The organism is Dehalococcoidia bacterium (assembly GCA_035310145.1).
Lineage (GTDB): Bacteria > Chloroflexota > Dehalococcoidia > CAUJGQ01 > CAUJGQ01 > CALFMN01.
This window is the reverse complement of record DATGEL010000114.1, coordinates 17,247-35,055: the sequence shown is the minus strand read 5'-3', so window position 1 is coordinate 35,055 and position 17,809 is coordinate 17,247. Positions and strand designations below refer to the sequence as shown.

Genomic DNA, 17,809 nt, shown 5'->3' with positions numbered 1-17,809 from the left:
CGGCTACGCTCCGCGGAACACTGCCGGCCGCCGCTCGACGAAGGATCGAACCCCCTCTTTGGCGTCGTCTGTCTCAAGCACACTGGCCCGGATGTCGGCGATCGCCGCGCTGGCCGCCGCCTCCCCGGCCGCGATGAACGTGCGCGCCGCCCGCTTCGTGGCCTGGATGCCGAGCGGCGCGTTCGCGGCGATGATGTTTGCCAGCGCCATGGCGCGGTCGACCTGCTGGCCAACGGGGACAACTTCCTGGATCAGCCCGATGCGATGCGCCTCGGCGGCGCCGAACTCATCGCAGAGCAGTAGATGATACATGGCGTCGCCCCAGCCCGCCCGCATGAGCATGCGGAAATGGGCGCCGGCCAGCGGCGCGATGCCGCGCTTCGCCTCCATCTGGCAGAAGCGCGCATCCTCTGCCGCGACCACGATGTCGCCGGCCAGCATCAGCTCGATGCCGATCGTGAAGGTTACGCCCTGCACGGCCGTCACGATCGGCTTGCGGCAGAGCTTCGCCAGCTGGAACGGGTCGATATTCTCCGGCGGTGTTGGTCGTGTGCTCGCGCCGGGGCCGAAGAACTTCGGCATATCCAGCCCGGCGGTGAAGTGCGCGCCCTCCGCGCACAGCACGCCAACCCGGAGATCGCTGTCGCGGTCGAGCAGAGTCAGCGCCTCCGAGAGCTGCTGCATCATCTCCGGGACAAAGGCGTTGCGTTTCGCGGCGTTGTCGATGGTGATCTTCAGGATGCGCCCGACCACCTCATGGCGGACTCGCCCCTGCGACTGACCCGCTTGCAGTTCACTCACCCGCTTGGTTCCTTTTCCCACGCCGTGCCGCTGCGCCGGGGCGTTTGCCTGGCCCTATTCGCCCTTAAACACCGGTGTACGCTTCTCGGCAAACGCCCGCGGACCCTCCCTGGCGTCCTCGGTCTGGCCGATGGCCCAGCGCATGGTGCTCGCCAGGCGGAGCGCCTCGCCGAGCGGCATGTTCCCCTGCCGCCGCACGAGCTCGTGCATCGCCCGCACCGCCAGCGGGGCGTAACCGGCGATCTTCTCGGCCATGGCCCGTGCTGTCGGCAGAAGCTCATCGGGCGGCACAATCCGGCTCACCAGCCCGAAGGCGTAGGCAGTCGCGGCGGGAATGCGTTCGCCGGTGAAGAGCAGGTCATTGGCCAGCACGCGAGGGATCGAGCGCGGGAGGGTCACCGGCGCCCCCGCCAGGGGGAAGAAGCCGAGCGTGATCTCCGGCAGCCCGAACTGCGCGGCCTCACTGGCGATCAGCAGGTCGCAGGAGAGCGCGATCTCGAAGCCGCCGCCCAGGCAGTAGCCGTTGACCGCGCCGATGATCGGCTTCTTCGGTTCGAACTCGTGGAAGCCGACCGCGTCGTCCGTCCGGAACAGACCGGCTACCCCGCCCGCTGCGGCCGGCCCGCCGGCCCGGCTGCGCAGGTCTGCCCCGGCGCAGAAGGCGCGCCCATTGCCGGTGAGAATCGCCACGCGGATATCGTCGCGAGTCCGCACCTGGCGCAACGCCTCCATCAGTCCCGCGCCCAGCTCGGCGTTGATCGCGTTGAGCTGCTCGGGCCGGTTGAGCGTGATCGTCGCCACACCCGCGCTGACGTCGAACTGCACGGCCGGCGCTTCCACGGTGGTCATCGGCTACTCCTCCTGGCGCTTCCGCGACCGGCCATGGCCGGGCCACAGACTTGAGATATCGCTACTCACTCTATGATTTATTACTCACTTGATTGACGAAGATCAAGTCAGTATCAGAAAGTTAATGTAGTTCGGTTCGGGGGCGGAAGGCTGTCCGAGACACGCAGCTACGAAACCCAACAGTACTGCCCGGTCGCCCGCACGCTCGACGTTGTTGGCGACCGCTGGACCATGCTCATCCTGCGCGACCTTTCATGGGGTCGCCGGCGCTTCTCCGCCCTGCTGGTGTCGCTCGACGGCATCTCCGCGAACGTGCTCTCTGACCGACTGAAGCGTCTTGAGGCGCGCGGTATGGTCACGCGGGTGTTCTACCGCGAACACCCGCCGCGCGCCGAGTACACGCTGACGGAGAAGGGCAAGGCGTTTGTGCCCGTCCTCATCGCCATGCGTTGCTACGGCGAAGCCTGGGAGCCGGCGTCTCCGACCACTGATACGCCGACCGGATAAAGCGTCGGCGCGCGGGCGGCCCGGGAGCGAGGCGAGTCCGAGCCGCGCAGCAGGCAGGGGCCGGAGCAGCGGCGGCAGGGAGAGTCTCGCTGCGGCGAACGCCGGGGATCGAGTCCGCGTGGCTAGCGCCCGGCCTTCCAGTCGCGGAAAACGTCGAGCAGGCGATCGCGGGCGACGGGGGCGATGGTGGCTTCCGAGAGCGAGCCGAGGGTGCGGATGGTGAGGCGCATCTGCTGGAGGTAGTTGCGGCAGCCGGAGCAGTGCGGCAGGTGGGCGTCGAAGCGGGCGCGCTGGTCTGCCGGCAGCGTGCCCTCGAGGTACGCCGTGATCAGCTCGACCAGTTCCTGGCAGTTCAGTTCCGCTGGTTCGCTCACGCCGGCGCCGGCTCCATTCCCAGGTATGCGGAGAGGGCGCGGCGGACTTTGGACCGCGCCCGGTGCAGCAGCACTCTCTGATTAGACTCGGAGACGCCGAGAATGTTACAGACCTCGTCCGAGGCGAAGCCCTGCACGTCGCGCAGGGTGATCACCTCGCGCTGCGCCGGCGGCAGCGCCGCGATCGCCTGATCGATACGCGCGCGCGTCTCGCCGGCGAGAAGCTGCGCCTCCGGCGCTCCCTCCCAGCTCTCGGGCTTCGTGGCCCAATGGTGAGAACTGCTGCCGAAGTAGGCTGGATCCATCGCCACTTCCGGCGGCGCGCCTTCGGCGTCGAAGAGCGCCGAAAAGGGCACGCTGCGCCCTTCGCGCCGGCCGCGCGTGACCGCCGTATTGACGAGGATGCGGTAGATCCAGGTGCGCAGCGAGGAGCGGCCCTCGAAGCGGCCAACGCCCTTGAGGACACCGATCCATGCCTCCTGCGCCACCTCCTCGGCCACGGCGGCGCTCGGCACGTAGTTCAGCGCCAGCCGCACCATGCCGGTGTGGTAGCGGCCGATCAGCTCCTCGAACGCCGCCTCGTCGCCCGCCTGCAGGGCGGCGAGCATGCGGGCATCATCCGCGGAAACGCGCGGCTCGAGCGGGGCGCCGCCGGCAGGGCTCGACGGGGTGGTCATCGCGGCTCCTTCGGGCAGAGGGTAGCCGATGCGCAATCGACAATCGAGCGCGGCGATCATATTCGATGCGGCTGTCAGCACCCGCACGATGCCCGTGATCCGGAATGCTGTAACGTACGCTCGCCGGCGTAGACCGATCAGCAGTGCGCCGCGGCGAGGGCCGCGGCCTGACAGTGGGGAGGACTCGCTCCGATGTCGCACACACAGATCACCATGTATGGCACGCAGTGGTGCAGCGATTGCAAGCGCACGAAGCAGTTTTTCGGCGAGCAGCGGGTGCACTACGACTTCATCGACATCGACAAGGACACGGCCGGCCTGCAGGTCGTGGAGCGGGTGAACGTCGGCAAGCACATCATCCCCACGCTGATCTTCGGCGACGGCACCACGCTGGTCGAGCCGTCGAACGCCGAGCTGGCGGCCAAGCTTGGCCTGCAGACGATGGCGAAGCGCACCTTCTACGACCTGATCATCGTCGGCAGCGGGCCGGCGGGGCTGACCGCCGCGCTCTACGCCGCGCGAGAGGGAATCGACAGCCTTGTGATCGAGCGCGGCGGCGTCGGCGGCCAGGCCGGCGTCACTGAGCGACTCGACAACTTTCCCGGCTTCCCCGACGGCGTCTCCGGCAACGAATTCGCCGATCGCCTGCGCCGCCAGGCCGAGCGCTTCGGCGTCGAGATCCTCTCGGCGCAGGAGGTGATCGGTGTGGGCGCCGACGGCGACTACCGCTGGGTACGCACCGCGGACGGCGGTGAGTATCGCGCCTGGGCCGTGCTGCTGGCGCTCGGCTCGACCTACCGGCGGCTGGGTATTCCCGGCGAAGACGACTTCGTCGGCGCGGGCGTGCATTTCTGCGCCACCTGCGACGGGCCGTTCTACCGCGGCCGCGAGGTGCTCGTCGTCGGCGGCGGCAACTCGGCGGGTGAGGAGAGCCTCTTCTTGACGAAATTCGCCAGCAAAGTGACGATTGCAACGCGCGCTCCGGCGCTCACGGCCAGCCGTGTCGTCGTGGAGAAGGTCGAGGCCAACCCGCGAATCGATGTCCTGACGAGCGTGTCACCCGCGGCCTTCAGCGGCGAAGGCCATCTCGAGGCGGTGGAGCTGAAGGATGTGGACAGCGGCCAGACGCGCACGATCACGCCGGCGGGCGTGTTCGTGTTTATCGGCCTTTCGCCGAACACGGCGCTGGTGCGCGAGCTGGTGAACACCGACGAACGCGGCTTCATCGTCTCCAGTCCGACGCTGGAGACGAGTGTGCCGGGCATCTTCGTGGCGGGCGACTGCCGCGCGGGCAGCACCAAGCAGGCCGCGTCGGCGGCGGGCGAGGGCGCGGCCGTGGCCCTGGCGATACGCGCCTACGTCGAACCGCGCGCCGGCGGTATGCCGCGCGCGGGCATGGTGGAGGCGATGGCTCCGGCCGCAGCGGTGTGACGCCCGCGCGGGCGGCGGGGAGGGCGGCATGGCGGAGGCGATCGTTTCCGGCTCGGTGCAATCCACGGCGCAGAACGCCGCGCCGCCGCTCCCCGTGCAGCGCGAAGCCGGCGGGCCGCTCGTCGCGTTCGGCCGCGAGATTTGCGGTGATCTCGAAGCGGCGCTGCGCCGCGAATGGCTGGTGACGAACGGCCTCGGCGGCTATGCCTCGGGCACGCTGGCCGGTATCGCCACCCGCCGCTACCACGGATTGCTCGTGGCCGCGCTCACGCCGCCGGTGGGCCGCACGGTGCTGGTCGGCGCACTGGACGAGCAGGCGACCTACGACGGCGGCGTCTGCAAGCTCTCCGCGCACGAGTTCGCCGGCGGCACGATCGACCCGCAGGGTTTTCGGTACCTGCAATCCTTCCATCTGGAAGGCATGCTGCCGGTCTGGACCTTCGCGCTGGGCGATGCGCTGCTGGAGCGGCGCGTGTGGATGGCCCAGGGCCAGAACACGACCTACGTCTGCTACCGGCTGTTGCGCGGCACGCACTCGCTGGAGCTGCATGTCACCCCGCTTGTCACCTATCGTGACTTCCACAGCCTGACGTCGGGCCAGGGCTGGCAACCGGCGGTGCAGGCGCGGCCGCGTGGCGCCGAGATCGTGGCGTTCTCCGGCGCGCGGCCCTTCCGCCTTCTGGCCGACGGCGGCGAGTTTACGCCCAGCGGCGGCTGGTGGTGGAACTTCCATCACCGCGAGGAGACGGCCCGCGGCCTGGACGATCGCAGTGATCTGTTCGCGCCGGGCCAATTCAGCGCCACGCTCTGGCCCGGCGCCCTGTTCACCCTGGTGCTGACCACGGAGTCCAGCGCGGATTTGAACAGCGGCTATGCGCTGGCGATGGCCGAGGCGCGACAGATCGGCCTGATCCGCGACGCCGGTGCGGGCGATCCGTTCGCGCGGCAGCTTGTGCTGGCCGCGGATCAGTTCCTGGCGCGGCGCGGCGGCAGTCAAACGGCAGGCGTGGGGCATGGCGGCGACACCGCTTCTGCGTCCGGTAACGGCATGTCCGTGACCGGGGACGACGGCACGACGGCGGCCCCGGCAGGCGGGCGCACGGTGATCGCCGGCTTTCACTGGTTCAACGACTGGGGCCGCGACACCATGATCTCGCTGCCCGGCCTGGCGCTGAGCACGGGCCGCGCCGCCGAGGCGGCCGACGTGCTACGCACCTTCGCCCGCTACATTGAGAGCGGCCTCTGCCCCAACAACTTCCCAGACGATTCCGGCTTGCCGCCCAGCTACAACACCGCCGACGCCACGCTCTGGTATGTGCTGGCGGTGCGAGCCTACTGCGACGTCGCCGGCAGCGAGACGTTGATCGAGGAGCTGTTGCCGGCGCTGCACGAGATCGTCGAACGGCACCGGCGGGGCACCGGGTTCGGCATCGGTATGGACCAGCGCGACGGGTTGTTGCAGGCCGGCGCTCCGGGCCTGCAACTGACCTGGATGGACGCCAAAGTCGGCGATTGGGTGGTGACGCCGCGCGCTGGCAAGCCGGTGGAGATCAACGCGCTCTGGTACAACGTCCTGCGCATCGCCGCCGCAATCTACGCCACCCGCGACCCGCAGACCGGCAGCGAGTATGCGGCACTCGCCGATCGCGTGCGTGACTCGTTCCGCACGCGTTTCGTGCGGCCGGATAGTCGGCATCTTGCCGATGTCGTCGATGGCCCGAACGGCGATGACTTCAGCGAGCGGCCCAACCAGATCTTCGCCGTTTCACTGCCCAATCCGCTGTTGGAAGGCGCCGTGGCCGCGGGCGTGGTCGATGCCGTGGGCCGCGATCTGCTGACCAGCGGCGGCCTGCGCTCGCTGGCGCCGGCCGAACCGGCGTATCAGGGCGGCTACGGTGGCGACCAGACGCAGCGCGACGGCGCCTACCACCAGGGCACCGTCTGGGCCTGGCTGCTCGGCCCCTACGCGGAGGCGCACTATCGTGTCTACCGCGACGCGCACGCGGCATTGGCCCTGCTGCGCCCGCTGGAAGACCACCTGCGTGATGCGGGCCTCGGCACCATTTCGGAGATCTTTGACGGCGACCCGCCGCACACGCCGCGTGGCTGCATCGCGCAGGCCTGGAGCGTGGCCGAGACGCTGCGCGTCTGGCGGAAGCTGAGCGCCGCGACGAAGCGGTAACGCCTTGCGGCTACGGCGCAGGTCAAGCCAGGCGCCGCGCCGTAACGGTTTGACAGCCCCAAACCCGCGTGACAAACTTCCGTCAAGAGGCGTGGCCGTTTCCGAAGCCCGCGTACCTGTACGAGGCTCCCCTGTCTGAATCGGCCGCCCCCCAAGGGGGCCGGCGGTGGCGCAAGCCAGTGCTTTTGCCGACCTTGCCGATCTCTCGCAGCCGCTGCGTGCGGCGCGTCTGGTAGTGCTTTCGGACCTGGACCGCGGGCGCCTGGCCGAGCTTGCCCGGCTGCTGGCGCAGGTCAGCGCCGCCCGCCGGCAGGAGATCGCCCGCCGTCTGCTCGACCTCAGCGAAGACGATGCCACGCTGAACTTCGATGCCGTCTTCACGCATCTGCTCGGAGACCCGGACCCGGAGCTGCGCCGCCTGGCGCTTGACGGCCTGTGGGAGAGCGACGACCGCACGCTGCTCGACAACTTCCTGATGCTGCTCGGCGCCGACCCGGACGCGGGTGTACGCACCGCCGCGGCGGCATTGCTCGGCAACTGGGTGCTGCGTGGCGAGTTTGACGCGCTGCGCCCGCGCGACAACGAGCGCGTGCTGGACGCGCTGCGCGCCGTCGCCGGCGACACGGCGCAGCCGGCCGAGCTGCGCGGGCGCGCGGTCGAGTCGCTGGGCGCCTGCAGCCAGGGCTGGGTGCACGACCTGATCGAGCGAACCTACCGCGACCCCGCGCCGGCGTTGCAGATCGCCGCGCTGCACGCGATGGGGCGCAACGGCGACGCGGCCTGGCTGCCGGTGCTCTACCGTGAGCTGGCCAGTGACGATCCCTTGCGCCGCTTCGAGGCGGCCGAGGCGCTGGGCGAAATCGGCGAAGAAGAGTCGGCGCCTCACCTGACACCGCTGATTGACGACCCCGACCAGGAGGTCCAGGAGCAGGCGATCCGGGCGCTCGGTGAGATCGGCGGGCGCAGCGCCCTGGAGGCGCTGAACCGGCGGACGCAGGATGCCGATCGGCGGATCGCCGAGGCGGTGCAGGCGGCGATCGCCGCGGCCCGCGCCGAGGAGGGGCTGATCGGCGGCGCAGCGCAGCGCCTGCTGCGACGCGATGCCGCCGTGCAGCCGGATGAGCTGGAAGAGTGGGACGAGTCCGACGACGATGAGCCGGACGACGACTAGCGCGGCGAGCGAGGGAGTGCGGCGGTGAGGCGCACGGGGCAGCGTTTACGCATCGAGGACGCGGTTTCCTCCGGCGGCATCGTCTATCGCCGCACCGATGGCGGCTTCGAAGTGGTGCTTTGCGGCCGCACGCCGCAGGGCATCTGGGGCTTGCCGAAGGGCACGCCGCTTCCCGGCGAAACGCTGGAGCAAACGGCCCTGCGTGAGGTCCAGGAAGAGACCGGACTTGAAGTGCAGATCGATCGCAAGGTCGGCGAGATCGAGTACTGGTTCTCGCGCGTCGAACAGGGCGTGCGCTTTCATAAGCGCGTCCACCACTACCTGATGGTGCCCACGGGCGGCAACACTGCCGACCACGATCACGAATACGACGTGGTGCAGTGGTTCCCGCTGTGGGACGCCGAGCACGCGCTGACCTACGCCAACGAGGCGGAGATCCTGCGCCGGGCCGCCGCCCTGCTGCATGCCCCTGCCGAACATGTGAACGGCAACGTGAGCGAGGCCGACTGACGCGCAGCAGACCGCGCGGCTGGCACGGTGGCGCGAATCCGCGCTACGGTGGGAGCGGCAGCCAAACGGTCTGCGAAGGAGACGCCGCGTGGCGCTCGAAGTCGAAGACGTTGTCGCTCATGGCGCCCGCATTCGCCTGCGGCGCAAGCGCCACGCCGACGCCGAGGCCGACTATCGCTGGCGCCGCGATCCCGAGCTGGCGCGCTTCGATGCCGCGACGCCGCTGCGTGTCTCCTTCGCCGATTTCCTGGTGACCTACCAGGAGGACCTGCGCTACCCCAGCCCCTTCCGCCGCGTCTACGCGATTGAGACGCTCGCCGGCGAGCACATCGGCAACGTGATGTACTACAACATCGACGAGCGTCGGGGCGAAGCCGAGCTGGGCATCACGATCGGCGAGCGGCGCTACTGGAGCGCAGGCTACGGCCGCGACGCCGTGCGCACCTTCGTGCGCTACGTCTTCGAGTTCACCGCGCTGAACCGCATCTATCTGAACACGCTCGACTGGAACGTGCGCGCCCAGCACAGCTTCCGTGCCGCCGGCTTCCTGCCGATCGGTCTCAATCGCCGGGGCCTGCACACTTTCGTCTCGATGGAAATCCGCCGCGAGTGGGTCGAACGCGAGGACGCGGAGGCTGCCCAGCGCGAAGGTTCGTAAGCCTGCGGCTCGCGACACGACGCCGCAGCAAGCCAGGGGCGCGCCTCAACGGGACGCGCCCCTGGCGATCAACCGAGCGGTTCCTGCGGATTTAGCCGCGGGAGGGCAGCGACACCGTCGCCGTGCCGGGCGAGGTCTTCTGGCCGGAAGGGTTCTCCGTCCAGATATCGAGCGTAACGAGGTTTTCGCCGTTCTCCTGGCTCTTGCCGGTGATCACGCCGCGGCAGGTCATGTCCTGCGCCGGATAGTCCATGCCGCGGTAGCTCACGCCCCACTTTTTGATCTTGCCGCCGCTGGGCGCCACCCAGTCCCAGAGCAGCTGGCCGAGAAAGGCGTGCTTGAGCGCGCCGTGGACAATGATGCCGTTCAGTCCGGTGGAACGGGCGAAGTCCTGATCGTAGTGGATCTGGTAGAAGTCGCCGGAGCCCGCCGCCCAGTGCACGAGTTGCTGCGTGGAGGGATTCTTGACGAGCTTCGGGATCTCGTCGCCGACCTTGACGTCTTCGAAATAGACCTTGGTGCCGCTTGCTGCCGCCGTCGTCATTGTGCGCTGTCCTCTCGCTGCGGTTTCACTCCACATCCGGCCGCGGTGCCGGATGCGGCATGACCAAATACCCGCCAGGGAGACCGAGCCTAGTACTGGATGCCGGTGCCGCGGACCTTCGCCACGACCTGGCCGAGCTGGTTCTTGTACGTCGTCTCGGTCGTGGTGATCAACATCGTGCCGATGCCGCCCTCGCGCTGCTGGATGTCGGCGATGTGCGAGCTGACCGTGAGCGTGTCGCCGGCGCAGACATCGCCCAGGTACTCGATCTCCGTGCCGCCGTTCAGCCGGCGCTTGAGCCCGGTGCTGAACTCGCGCATGCCGCCGCGGCGGCCGCCGAAGGTGGGATCGGAATACCTGGGGTTGAAGATGGGCGTGCCGAGATAGTGCGGCGGGGCGAGCAGACCGCGGTAGCCGCGCCGCTTCGCCTCGTCTTCGTCGTAGAAGACCTGGTCGGTGTGGCCGACGGCGCGGGCGAACATGCGCACGCCCGTCTTGTCGACTTCGTTGGTCGTGGGCTCCGACTCCTTGCCGATAGCGGCCTTCATCTCCTCGGTGATGAGGTTCTCGGCCACGACTGCCTCCTCGTGCTGTTGCTGGTCGTTGCTTCGGGATACGGGCCGCGCCGGGCGATCCCGTTCCGGCAGGGTTCACACTACGCGCCGCAGGGTGGCTTGTCAAAGTCAAGCCGCCACGCGACGGTGCCGCGCCGCCGCTATGGCGAAGCGATGCCCGCGTGCGGTACGCTGCGCGCTGGACACACGGTAGTGGTCGCTCGTTATGCTGGGTTCAGCATAACGGCCCTGCCGCGGCCGGAGCGGTCGCCCGCGCAAGCGTATGCAGCCGGCGCGGTCTGTTCTTGTCTTCGGAATGGCGCCGGCGTGCCGGTGAGACGAGCGCGGGTCGCAGGATCCGAGCGCCATCGCGCGGAGCGCGAGATCAGTAAGGAGAGGTTCGTGCAGGCGATCGAGTACCAGGCGCCGCAAACGGTGCGCGAAGCGGTGGGGCTGCTGCAGGGCGCGGGAGAGAACGCGCGCGTGCTGGCCGGCGGCACCGACGTCATTGTGCAGGTGCGCGAGGGCCGGCGGCCCAACGTCTCGCTCCTCGTGGACGTCAAGAAGATCCCGGAGCTCACCAGCATCACCTTCGACCAGCAACGTGGCCTGCGTATCGGTGCGGCGACACCGTGCTACCGCATCTACGAAAACGAGATGGTGACGCGGCTCTACCCGGCGCTGATCGATTCGGCTTCGCTGATCGGCGGCACCGCCATCCAGGGCCGCGCCAGCCTGGGCGGCAACCTCTGCAACGCCTCGCCCGCCGCCGATACGATACCGACGCTGATCGTGCTGTCAGGCGTGGCGGAGATCGCCGGGCCGGAGGGCACGCGCGAGCTGCCCGTAGAGCAGTTCTGCATCGCGCCGGGCCGCACGGCCTTGCAACCGGGCGAGATGCTCGTGGGCCTGCGCTTCCCGACGCCGCAGCCGCGCTCTGGGGCGCGCTTCCTGCGCTTTATTCCGCGCAACGAGATGGACATCGCCGTGGTGAACGCGGCGGCCGCGGTGCAGCTCGATGAGTCGCGCAACCGCATCGCCTCGGCGCGGATCGCGATCGGCGCGGTGGCGCCCACGCCGCTCTACCTTGAGGCGGCGGGCGCGGCGCTGGCCGGGCAGGAGGCGAACGAGGCGTCATACCAGCGCGCGGCGGAGGTGGCGATCACTGCCGCCCGGCCGATCGACGACATGCGCGGCAACATCGGCCAGCGCAAGCACCTGGTCGGCGTGATGGTGCGCCGCGCCCTCGCCGGCGCCGTCGAACGCGCCAGGGCGTAGGGCGAGAGGCGTAGGGGCGCACAGGGCATGCCCTGTGCGCCCGCAGGCGCAACCCACAGCGCACCGCTCACCCGCTGCAAGCTGGAACGCTCACGACAAGATCGCCCCTTCTCCCAATCTTGGGAGAAGGGGAAGGGGGAAGAGGGCCATGCCTGGACGATTGCACATCGAATCGACGATCAACGGGGAAGCGGTGGACTTCCTTTGCGAGGCGCGGCAGAGCCTGCTGGAAGTGCTGCGCGACGAGCTCGGGCTGACGGGCGCCAAAGAGGGCTGCAACAACGGCAACTGCGGCGCCTGCTGCGTGATCATGGACGGCCGCGTCGTCAACTCCTGCTGCGTGCTCGGCGCCGAGGCGCAGGGCGCCGAGATCATGACGATCGAAGGCGTCGCCACTCCGGCCGGGCTGCACCCGTTGCAGCAGGCGTTTCTTGAAGAAGCCGCCTTGCAGTGCGGCGTCTGCACACCGGGCTTCATCGTCGCGGCGAAGGCGCTGCTGGAGAAGAACCCGCATCCCGACGAGCACCAGATCCGTTACTGGCTCGCCGGCAACCTTTGCCGCTGCACGGGCTACGACAAGATCATCCGCGCCGTGCAGAAGGCAGCCGACATGCAAGGCGCTGTGCGGGTGTAGCGGCGTTCGGCCCTCATCCCCTTCCCTTCCCCAGGATTGGGGGAAGGGCGAACCGGGGGTGCCAAATCGATGCGGCGCCGGCTTTACCGTAGGCCGATCGGAACGCTCAGTGCACGATCGTCTCCTTCTCCCATCGGGCGACGCATGGGAGAAGGAGACAGGAGAGGATGAGGGCCGACGGCCGTCTACAATAGCAGCGGGGCCCAAACAACGGGCAGGAGTGAAGCGATGGTCATCGCGGACAAAGAGACGAAGTACAAAGTCATCGGCACGCGGCCGATCCGCCACGACGGCGTGGATAAAGTCACCGGTCGGGCGCAGTACGGCGCGGACATCACCCTGCCCGGCACGCTGCACGCCAAAGTGCTGCGCAGCCCTTACGCCCACGCCCGCATCGTCTCGATCGACACGCGCGAGGCGGAGGCGTTGCCGGGTGTGCGCGCCGTGGTCACGGCCAAAGACCTGCCGCAGGCCGAGGACAAGACGCAGGATCTTGGCGAGGGCGCGGTCAATCTGCGCGAGCTGAGCAACAACGTGCTGGCGGACGGGAAAGTCCTCTACCGCGGCCACGCCGTGGCGGCGGTGGCGGCAACCAACGCGCACATCGCGGAAGAAGCGGTGGGCCTGATCCGGGTCGAGTACGAGCCGCTGCCGCCGGTGGTGGAGGTGCGCGACGCGATGCGGGAGGACGCGCCGCTGCTGCACGAGAACCAGAAGACCAAGTCGATGGCCGGCGTCTCCGACAAGGCCAGCAACGTGGCGCAGCACCTGCACTTCCAGAAGGGCGATATCGAGCAGGGCTTCGCCGAGGCCGACGTGACGGTCGAACGCGAGTTCACGACGAAGATGGTGCACCAGGGCTACATTGAGCCGCACGCCAGCTCGGCACACTGGAACCAGGACGGCCGTCTCACGGTGTACACCTGCACGCAGGGCGCCTTCCCCGTGCGGGCGCAGCTCTCCGAGCTGCTGCGCATGCCCGTCTCGCGCATCAAGGTCGTGCCCACGGAGATCGGCGGCGGCTTCGGCGGCAAGATTCCGATCTACCTGGAGCCGCTGGCGGCGTTGCTTTCCAAGAAGAGCGGAAAACCCGTCAAGCTCACGATGAGCCGCACCGATGTGTTCGAAGGCACCGGTCCGACCTCTGGCTCGTACATGAAGGTCAAGGTCGGGGCGAAGAAGGACGGGACCGTCACCGCGGTGCAGGCGATGCTGGCCTACGAAGCGGGCGCCTATAAGGGCTCGCCGGTGGGCGCCGGCTGCATGACGATGCTGGCGCCGTACGAGGTGGCAAACGCCACGATTGACGGCTATGACGTGGTGGTGAACAAGCCGAAGGTCTCGGCCTACCGTGCGCCGGGCGCCCCGAACGCCGCCTTCGCCATCGAGCAGGTGATGGACGAGGTCGCCGAGAAGCTCGGCATCGACCCGCTGCGCTTCCGCCTGCAGAACGGCTCGAAAGAGGGCACGGTGCAGGCGAACGGCGCCAGGTTCCCGCGCATCGGCAACATCGAGTGCGTGCAGGCGGCGCTCGCCTCGACCCACTACAACACGCCGCTCGAGGGGCCGAACCGCGGCCGCGGCGTTTCCTCGGGGTTCTGGTTCAACGTCGGTCTCAAGTCGTCGGTTTCGGCCAGCGTCAACCCGGATGGCACGGTGAGCCTCACCGAAGGGTCGACGGACATCGGCGGCACGCGAGCGTCGATCGCCATGCAGCTCGCGGAGACGCTGGGCATCGCCGCCGAGGATGTGAAGCCGCAGGTGGTCGATACTGACTCCGTCGGCTACAACGACGTGACCGGCGGCAGCCGCACGACCTTCGCCAGCGGATACGCGGCCTACGAGGCGGGTCAGGACATCATCCGCCAGCTCAAAGAGCGCGCGGCCAAGATCTGGGAGGTCGAGCCGGATACCGTCTCCTTCGAGGACGGCGCCTTCAAGACCTCGGCGGACGCCGAGAAGACGCTGAGCTTCAAGCAGATCGCCGGGCAGATCATGCGCACGGGCGCGCCGGTGGTCGGCCGCGCCACGGTGGCGCCGGGCGGTGTCGGCGGCGCCTTCAGCACGCAGATCGCAGACGTGGAAGTGGACCCGGAGACGGGCAAGGTCACGGTGCTGCGCTACACCGTGGTGCAGGATGCGGGCACAGCCGTGCACCCGAGCTATGTCGAAGGGCAGATGCAGGGCGCGGTGGCGCAGGGCGTGGGCTGGGCGCTGAACGAGGAGTACTTCTACGACGAGTCGGGCCGCATGGCCAACGCCAGCTACCTGGACTACCGCATGCCGACGGCGCTTGACCTGCCGATGATCGACGCAATCATCGTGGAGGTGCCCAACCCCGGCCACCCGTACGGCGTGCGCGGCGTGGGAGAGGTGCCGATCGTGCCGCCGCTGGCCGCCGTGGCGAACGCCGTCTACCGCGCCACCGGCCACCGCTTCACCGACCTGCCCATGTCGCCGGGCCGCATCCTGGAGGAGACGGTCGGCCTGCCTCAGTAGAGGGCGTGGGGCGTAGGTCGAAGGGCGTGGGGAATGAGAGGGACGGCCGAAACATCTCGGCCGTCCCTGTTGCTGCCGGTCGTGCGTGGCTTTGGGAGAGGCTGAGACTGCATGCTATACTGAGGCGCCGGAGGACTGCCGCCCCTTGAAGATCACCGCTGAACGCCAGCCCGAAAGCCAGATCCTGCTCGAGATCGAGGTCGAGCCTGAGCGCGTCGAGCAGTCGATGGACCAGGCCTTCCGCCGCATGTCGGGCCGCTACCGCATCCCGGGTTTTCGTCCGGGCAAAGCGCCCCGTGTGATGTTCGAGCGCTACGTCGGCCGCGACACGCTGCTGCGCGAGGCGCTCGAAAAGCTTGTGCCCCAGGTCTACGAAGAGGCGATCAAAGAGGAGTCGCTGGACCCGATCGACCAGCCCTCGTTTGAAATTCCCACCTTCGAGCCGCTGCTGATCAAGGCCACGGTGCCGCTGAAGCCCACCGTGGACCTGGGCGACTACCGCGCCCTGCGCCTGCCGCGTCCGGAAGCGACCGTGCCGCCCGAACAGCTCGAGGAGACGATGCTGAACCTGCGGCGGCAGTATGCCTCGCTTACACCGGTTGAACGTCCGGCGCAGGCCGGCGATGTCGTGCGCGCCGATCTCAAGGCCGAGGTCGAGGGGCGCGAGCTGATCTCCGAAGAGGACAGCGACCTGCGTCTCAGCGAGCAGGGGATGCAAGGGCTGCCCGGGCTGATGGAGCAGCTGATCGGCGTCGAAAAGGGCAAGGAGTACACCTTCGAGGTTGCCGTGCCCGCGGAGTTCGACGAGGCCAGCCTCGCCGGCAAGCAGGCGACGTACCACGTCGTGGTCAAAGAAGTCAAAGAGGAGAAGCTGCCGGAGGCGGACGATACCTTTGCCAGCGAAGTCGGCGAAGGCTTCCCGTCGTACGCGGCCCTGCGCGAGCGCTTCGCCGGCGACCTGCAGAAGCGGGCCGAGGAACAGGCCGAGCGCGACTACGACCAGAAGATCGTCGAGACGTTGATCGAGCAGGCGCAGATCGATTTCCCGCCCGTGCTGGTCGACCGCGAGATCGACCACATTCTCAGCGAGCAGACCGGGGGCGGCACGCGCGCCAGCATCGAAGCCGCGCTGCGCAAAGGCGGCGGCGGCTCGGCCGATGCGCTGGTCGAGCAGGTGCGGCCGCTGGCGCTGGAGCGCGTCAAGCGCTCGCTGGTGCTGACCGAGGTAGCTGAGAAAGAGGGCCTCGCCGTCGCCGATGCCGAGGTGGACGCGGAGCTGAACCGCATCGCCGGCGACAGGCCGCAGGCGGCGCAGATGCGCACGATCTTCGATAACCCCAGCGGCCGCGAGCTGCTGAGCCGCACGGCGCTGACGAAGAAGGTCTACCAGCGGCTGCGCGACATCACCGATGGCAAGGAGCTGCCGCCGCTGCCCGAGCCGAAGGCCGCGGAGGCCACGGACGAGGCGGCGCCGGCAGCGGCCGTCGAGGCCGAAACCGACCCGGCGCAGGAGGCCGCGAGGGCCGAGCAGAGCAGCGCCGCGCCGGCCGCCGAGGCGCCGGCGCACGAGGCGGAATAGTCAAAGGCCCACCGGGGTAGCGCGAGCGCCTCCGGCGGATTTATGTTGGGCATCAGTTCCCGCGCTGCCCGCGGCGCGGTTACCCGGCCGTCAGGGGTTCACCGATCGGGGCGTTCATCCGAGACTGACATAAGAGAAAGATCCAGCAACCGCCGGCGGCAACCGAGTTCGCGTCGACCGGCGGTTCACGCACGGAGTCGGTGAGCAGGCGGTGGCACCGCCGATCTCGCTCGCACAGGAGACCAGGTATGGCCGGTAACCGCACGCCCAGGGTTCAATACCACTGTTCGTTCTGTGGCAAGAACCAGGACCAGGTGCAGCGGCTGATCGCGGGTCCGGGCGCGGTGTACATCTGCAACGAGTGCGTTGAGCTTTGCCGCGAGATCATCCAGGAAGAGGCGAGCGGCCCGTCCAAGCCGAAGACCAGCGGCCAGCGCATTCCCCCGCCGAAGAACCTCTACGACCAGCTCAGCGACTACGTCGTCGGCCAGGAGCAGGCGAAGAAGGTGCTCTCGGTCGCCGTCTACAACCACTACAAGCGCATCAATGCGCCGGCCTCGGCCGATGTCGAACTGGAGAAGAGCAACATCCTGCTCGTCGGGCCGACCGGCTCCGGCAAGACGCTGCTCGCCCGCACGCTCGCCAAGATCCTCGACGTACCCTTCAGCATCGCCGACGCCACCGCGCTCACCGAGGCGGGCTACGTCGGCGAAGACGTCGAGAACATCCTGCTGCACCTGATCCAGGCGGCCGATTTCGACATTCCCAAGGCGGAACGCGGCATCGTCTACATCGACGAGATCGACAAGATCGCCCGCAAGAGCGACAACCCCTCGATCACGCGCGACGTTTCCGGCGAGGGCGTGCAGCAGGCCCTGCTGAAGATCATCGAAGGCTCGGTCGCCAGCGTGCCACCGCAGGGCGGGCGCAAGCACCCGCACCAGGACTTCATCCAGATCAACACCACCAACATCCTCTTCATCTGCGGCGGCGCCTTCGAAGGCCTGGACAAGGTCATCGACCGCCGTCTCGGCCTCGACAAGCGCTCGCTCGGCTTCCTCGCCGGCAACCGGCCGGTGTACGCCTCGCCGCAGAAGGAGACGGACGCGCTGCTGAAGCAGGCGACGCACGACGACCTGCTGCAGTACGGCCTGATCCCGGAGTTCGTCGGTCGCCTGCCGATGGTGGTCGCGCTCGAATCGCTCGACCGAGACTCGATGGTGCGCATCCTCACCGAGCCGAAGAACGCGCTGATCAAGCAGTTCCAGCGCTTCTTCGCCATGGACGGCGTTGAGCTGGTGATTACGCCGGAGGCGATGAGCGCCTGCGCCGACGAGGCCATTCGCCATCGCACCGGCGCCCGCGGCCTGCGCACCGTGCTCGAAGACACGCTGCTGGAGACGATGTACGAGGTGCCCTCGCGCTCCGATGTGAAGAAGTGCGTGATCAACGCCGACACGATCATCAAGCGCCAGCGGCCGCTGCTGCTGAACCGTGCTGGCCAGGCGATCGACTTCGAAGAGCAGCAGCGCGGGGAGACGGCGTAGCACTCGGCCCTCAC

General features: G+C 68.6%; 17 protein-coding genes. 11 read left to right on the top strand and 6 right to left on the bottom strand.

The features are described from left to right. Positions 1 to 3 precede the first annotated feature (3 nt). Positions 4 to 792: a crotonase/enoyl-CoA hydratase family protein gene (locus VKV26_21445; GenBank protein HLZ72479.1), complete on the bottom strand. Its 789-nt coding sequence runs from the start codon at positions 790 to 792 to the stop codon at positions 4 to 6. A 63-nt stretch (positions 793 to 855) separates the two neighbouring features. Further along, entirely contained in the window at positions 856 to 1,650 is a 795-nt protein-coding gene (locus tag VKV26_21440; protein ID HLZ72478.1) for an enoyl-CoA hydratase/isomerase family protein, read from the bottom strand. Between the two features lie 150 nt (positions 1,651 to 1,800). Here VKV26_21440 and VKV26_21435 point away from each other — a divergent pair, with 150 nt between their 5' ends. Continuing rightward, entirely contained in the window at positions 1,801 to 2,157 is a 357-nt protein-coding gene (locus VKV26_21435; GenBank protein HLZ72477.1) for a helix-turn-helix domain-containing protein, read from the top strand. A gap of 122 nt (positions 2,158 to 2,279) precedes the next feature. Here the strand turns inward: VKV26_21435 and VKV26_21430 are convergent, their stop codons facing one another. Next, entirely contained in the window at positions 2,280 to 2,531 is a 252-nt protein-coding gene (locus VKV26_21430) for a zf-HC2 domain-containing protein (GenBank protein ID HLZ72476.1), read from the bottom strand. After that, positions 2,528 to 3,208, bottom strand: coding sequence for a sigma-70 family RNA polymerase sigma factor (locus tag VKV26_21425; GenBank protein ID HLZ72475.1), 681 nt, complete (start codon positions 3,206 to 3,208; stop codon positions 2,528 to 2,530). The genes VKV26_21430 and VKV26_21425 overlap by 4 nt, the downstream gene beginning before the upstream one ends. A gap of 192 nt (positions 3,209 to 3,400) precedes the next feature. Between VKV26_21425 and VKV26_21420 the strand changes: the two genes are divergently transcribed. From VKV26_21420 to VKV26_21400, 5 genes are all read left to right on the top strand, one after another. Further along, positions 3,401 to 4,639, top strand: coding sequence for an FAD-dependent oxidoreductase (locus VKV26_21420; GenBank protein ID HLZ72474.1), 1,239 nt, complete (start codon positions 3,401 to 3,403; stop codon positions 4,637 to 4,639). A 28-nt stretch (positions 4,640 to 4,667) separates the two neighbouring features. Further along, on the top strand, positions 4,668 to 6,821 hold the full coding sequence (locus VKV26_21415; GenBank protein HLZ72473.1) for an amylo-alpha-1,6-glucosidase: 2,154 nt from the start codon (positions 4,668 to 4,670) through the stop codon (positions 6,819 to 6,821). A gap of 166 nt (positions 6,822 to 6,987) precedes the next feature. After that, on the top strand, positions 6,988 to 7,992 hold the full coding sequence (locus tag VKV26_21410; protein ID HLZ72472.1) for a HEAT repeat domain-containing protein: 1,005 nt from the start codon (positions 6,988 to 6,990) through the stop codon (positions 7,990 to 7,992). A 24-nt stretch (positions 7,993 to 8,016) separates the two neighbouring features. Next, positions 8,017 to 8,502: an NUDIX hydrolase gene (locus VKV26_21405; protein ID HLZ72471.1), complete on the top strand. Its 486-nt coding sequence runs from the start codon at positions 8,017 to 8,019 to the stop codon at positions 8,500 to 8,502. An 88-nt stretch (positions 8,503 to 8,590) separates the two neighbouring features. Beyond that, the gene (locus VKV26_21400; GenBank protein ID HLZ72470.1) at positions 8,591 to 9,160 is read left to right on the top strand and encodes a GNAT family N-acetyltransferase; all 570 of its coding nucleotides are present in this window, start codon (positions 8,591 to 8,593) and stop codon (positions 9,158 to 9,160) included. A 91-nt stretch (positions 9,161 to 9,251) separates the two neighbouring features. On the opposite strand, the gene VKV26_21395 is transcribed toward VKV26_21400, so the two are convergent. Then, a complete protein-coding gene (locus tag VKV26_21395; GenBank protein ID HLZ72469.1) occupies positions 9,252 to 9,704 on the bottom strand; it encodes a MaoC/PaaZ C-terminal domain-containing protein in 453 nt (150 codons plus the stop codon). Positions 9,705 to 9,793: 89 nt separating this feature from the next. Beyond that, complete coding sequence (locus VKV26_21390; GenBank protein HLZ72468.1) at positions 9,794 to 10,279, bottom strand: MaoC family dehydratase N-terminal domain-containing protein; 486 nt, start codon at positions 10,277 to 10,279, stop codon at positions 9,794 to 9,796. Positions 10,280 to 10,660: 381 nt separating this feature from the next. On the opposite strand from VKV26_21390, the gene VKV26_21385 reads away from it, so the two are divergent. From VKV26_21385 to clpX, 5 genes are all read left to right on the top strand, one after another. Further along, entirely contained in the window at positions 10,661 to 11,536 is an 876-nt protein-coding gene (locus VKV26_21385; GenBank protein HLZ72467.1) for a xanthine dehydrogenase family protein subunit M, read from the top strand. Positions 11,537 to 11,684: 148 nt separating this feature from the next. Then, positions 11,685 to 12,170, top strand: a complete 486-nt coding sequence (locus tag VKV26_21380; protein HLZ72466.1) for a (2Fe-2S)-binding protein — start codon at positions 11,685 to 11,687, stop codon at positions 12,168 to 12,170. A 228-nt stretch (positions 12,171 to 12,398) separates the two neighbouring features. Further along, positions 12,399 to 14,669, top strand: a complete 2,271-nt coding sequence (locus VKV26_21375; protein HLZ72465.1) for a xanthine dehydrogenase family protein molybdopterin-binding subunit — start codon at positions 12,399 to 12,401, stop codon at positions 14,667 to 14,669. A gap of 145 nt (positions 14,670 to 14,814) precedes the next feature. Continuing rightward, positions 14,815 to 16,248, top strand: a complete 1,434-nt coding sequence (gene tig / locus VKV26_21370) for a trigger factor (protein ID HLZ72464.1) — start codon at positions 14,815 to 14,817, stop codon at positions 16,246 to 16,248. Between the two features lie 248 nt (positions 16,249 to 16,496). Further along, a complete protein-coding gene (clpX, locus tag VKV26_21365) occupies positions 16,497 to 17,795 on the top strand; it encodes an ATP-dependent Clp protease ATP-binding subunit ClpX (protein ID HLZ72463.1) in 1,299 nt (432 codons plus the stop codon). Positions 17,796 to 17,809: the final 14 nt, after the last annotated feature.

Bases quoted from the DNA above. Each gene is read 5' to 3' on its own strand.
- VKV26_21380 (HLZ72466.1), top strand. From the start codon at position 11,685: ATGCCTGGACGATTGCACATCGAATCGACGATCAACGGGGAAGCGGTG.
- clpX (HLZ72463.1), top strand. From the start codon at position 16,497: ATGGCCGGTAACCGCACGCCCAGGGTTCAATACCACTGTTCGTTCTGT.
- VKV26_21395 (HLZ72469.1), bottom strand. From the start codon at position 9,704: ATGACGACGGCGGCAGCAAGCGGCACCAAGGTCTATTTCGAAGACGTC.
- VKV26_21375 (HLZ72465.1), top strand. From the start codon at position 12,399: ATGGTCATCGCGGACAAAGAGACGAAGTACAAAGTCATCGGCACGCGG.
- VKV26_21425 (HLZ72475.1), bottom strand. From the start codon at position 3,208: ATGACCACCCCGTCGAGCCCTGCCGGCGGCGCCCCGCTCGAGCCGCGC.
- VKV26_21440 (HLZ72478.1), bottom strand. From the start codon at position 1,650: ATGACCACCGTGGAAGCGCCGGCCGTGCAGTTCGACGTCAGCGCGGGT.
- VKV26_21420 (HLZ72474.1), top strand. From the start codon at position 3,401: ATGTCGCACACACAGATCACCATGTATGGCACGCAGTGGTGCAGCGAT.
- VKV26_21415 (HLZ72473.1), top strand. From the start codon at position 4,668: ATGGCGGAGGCGATCGTTTCCGGCTCGGTGCAATCCACGGCGCAGAAC.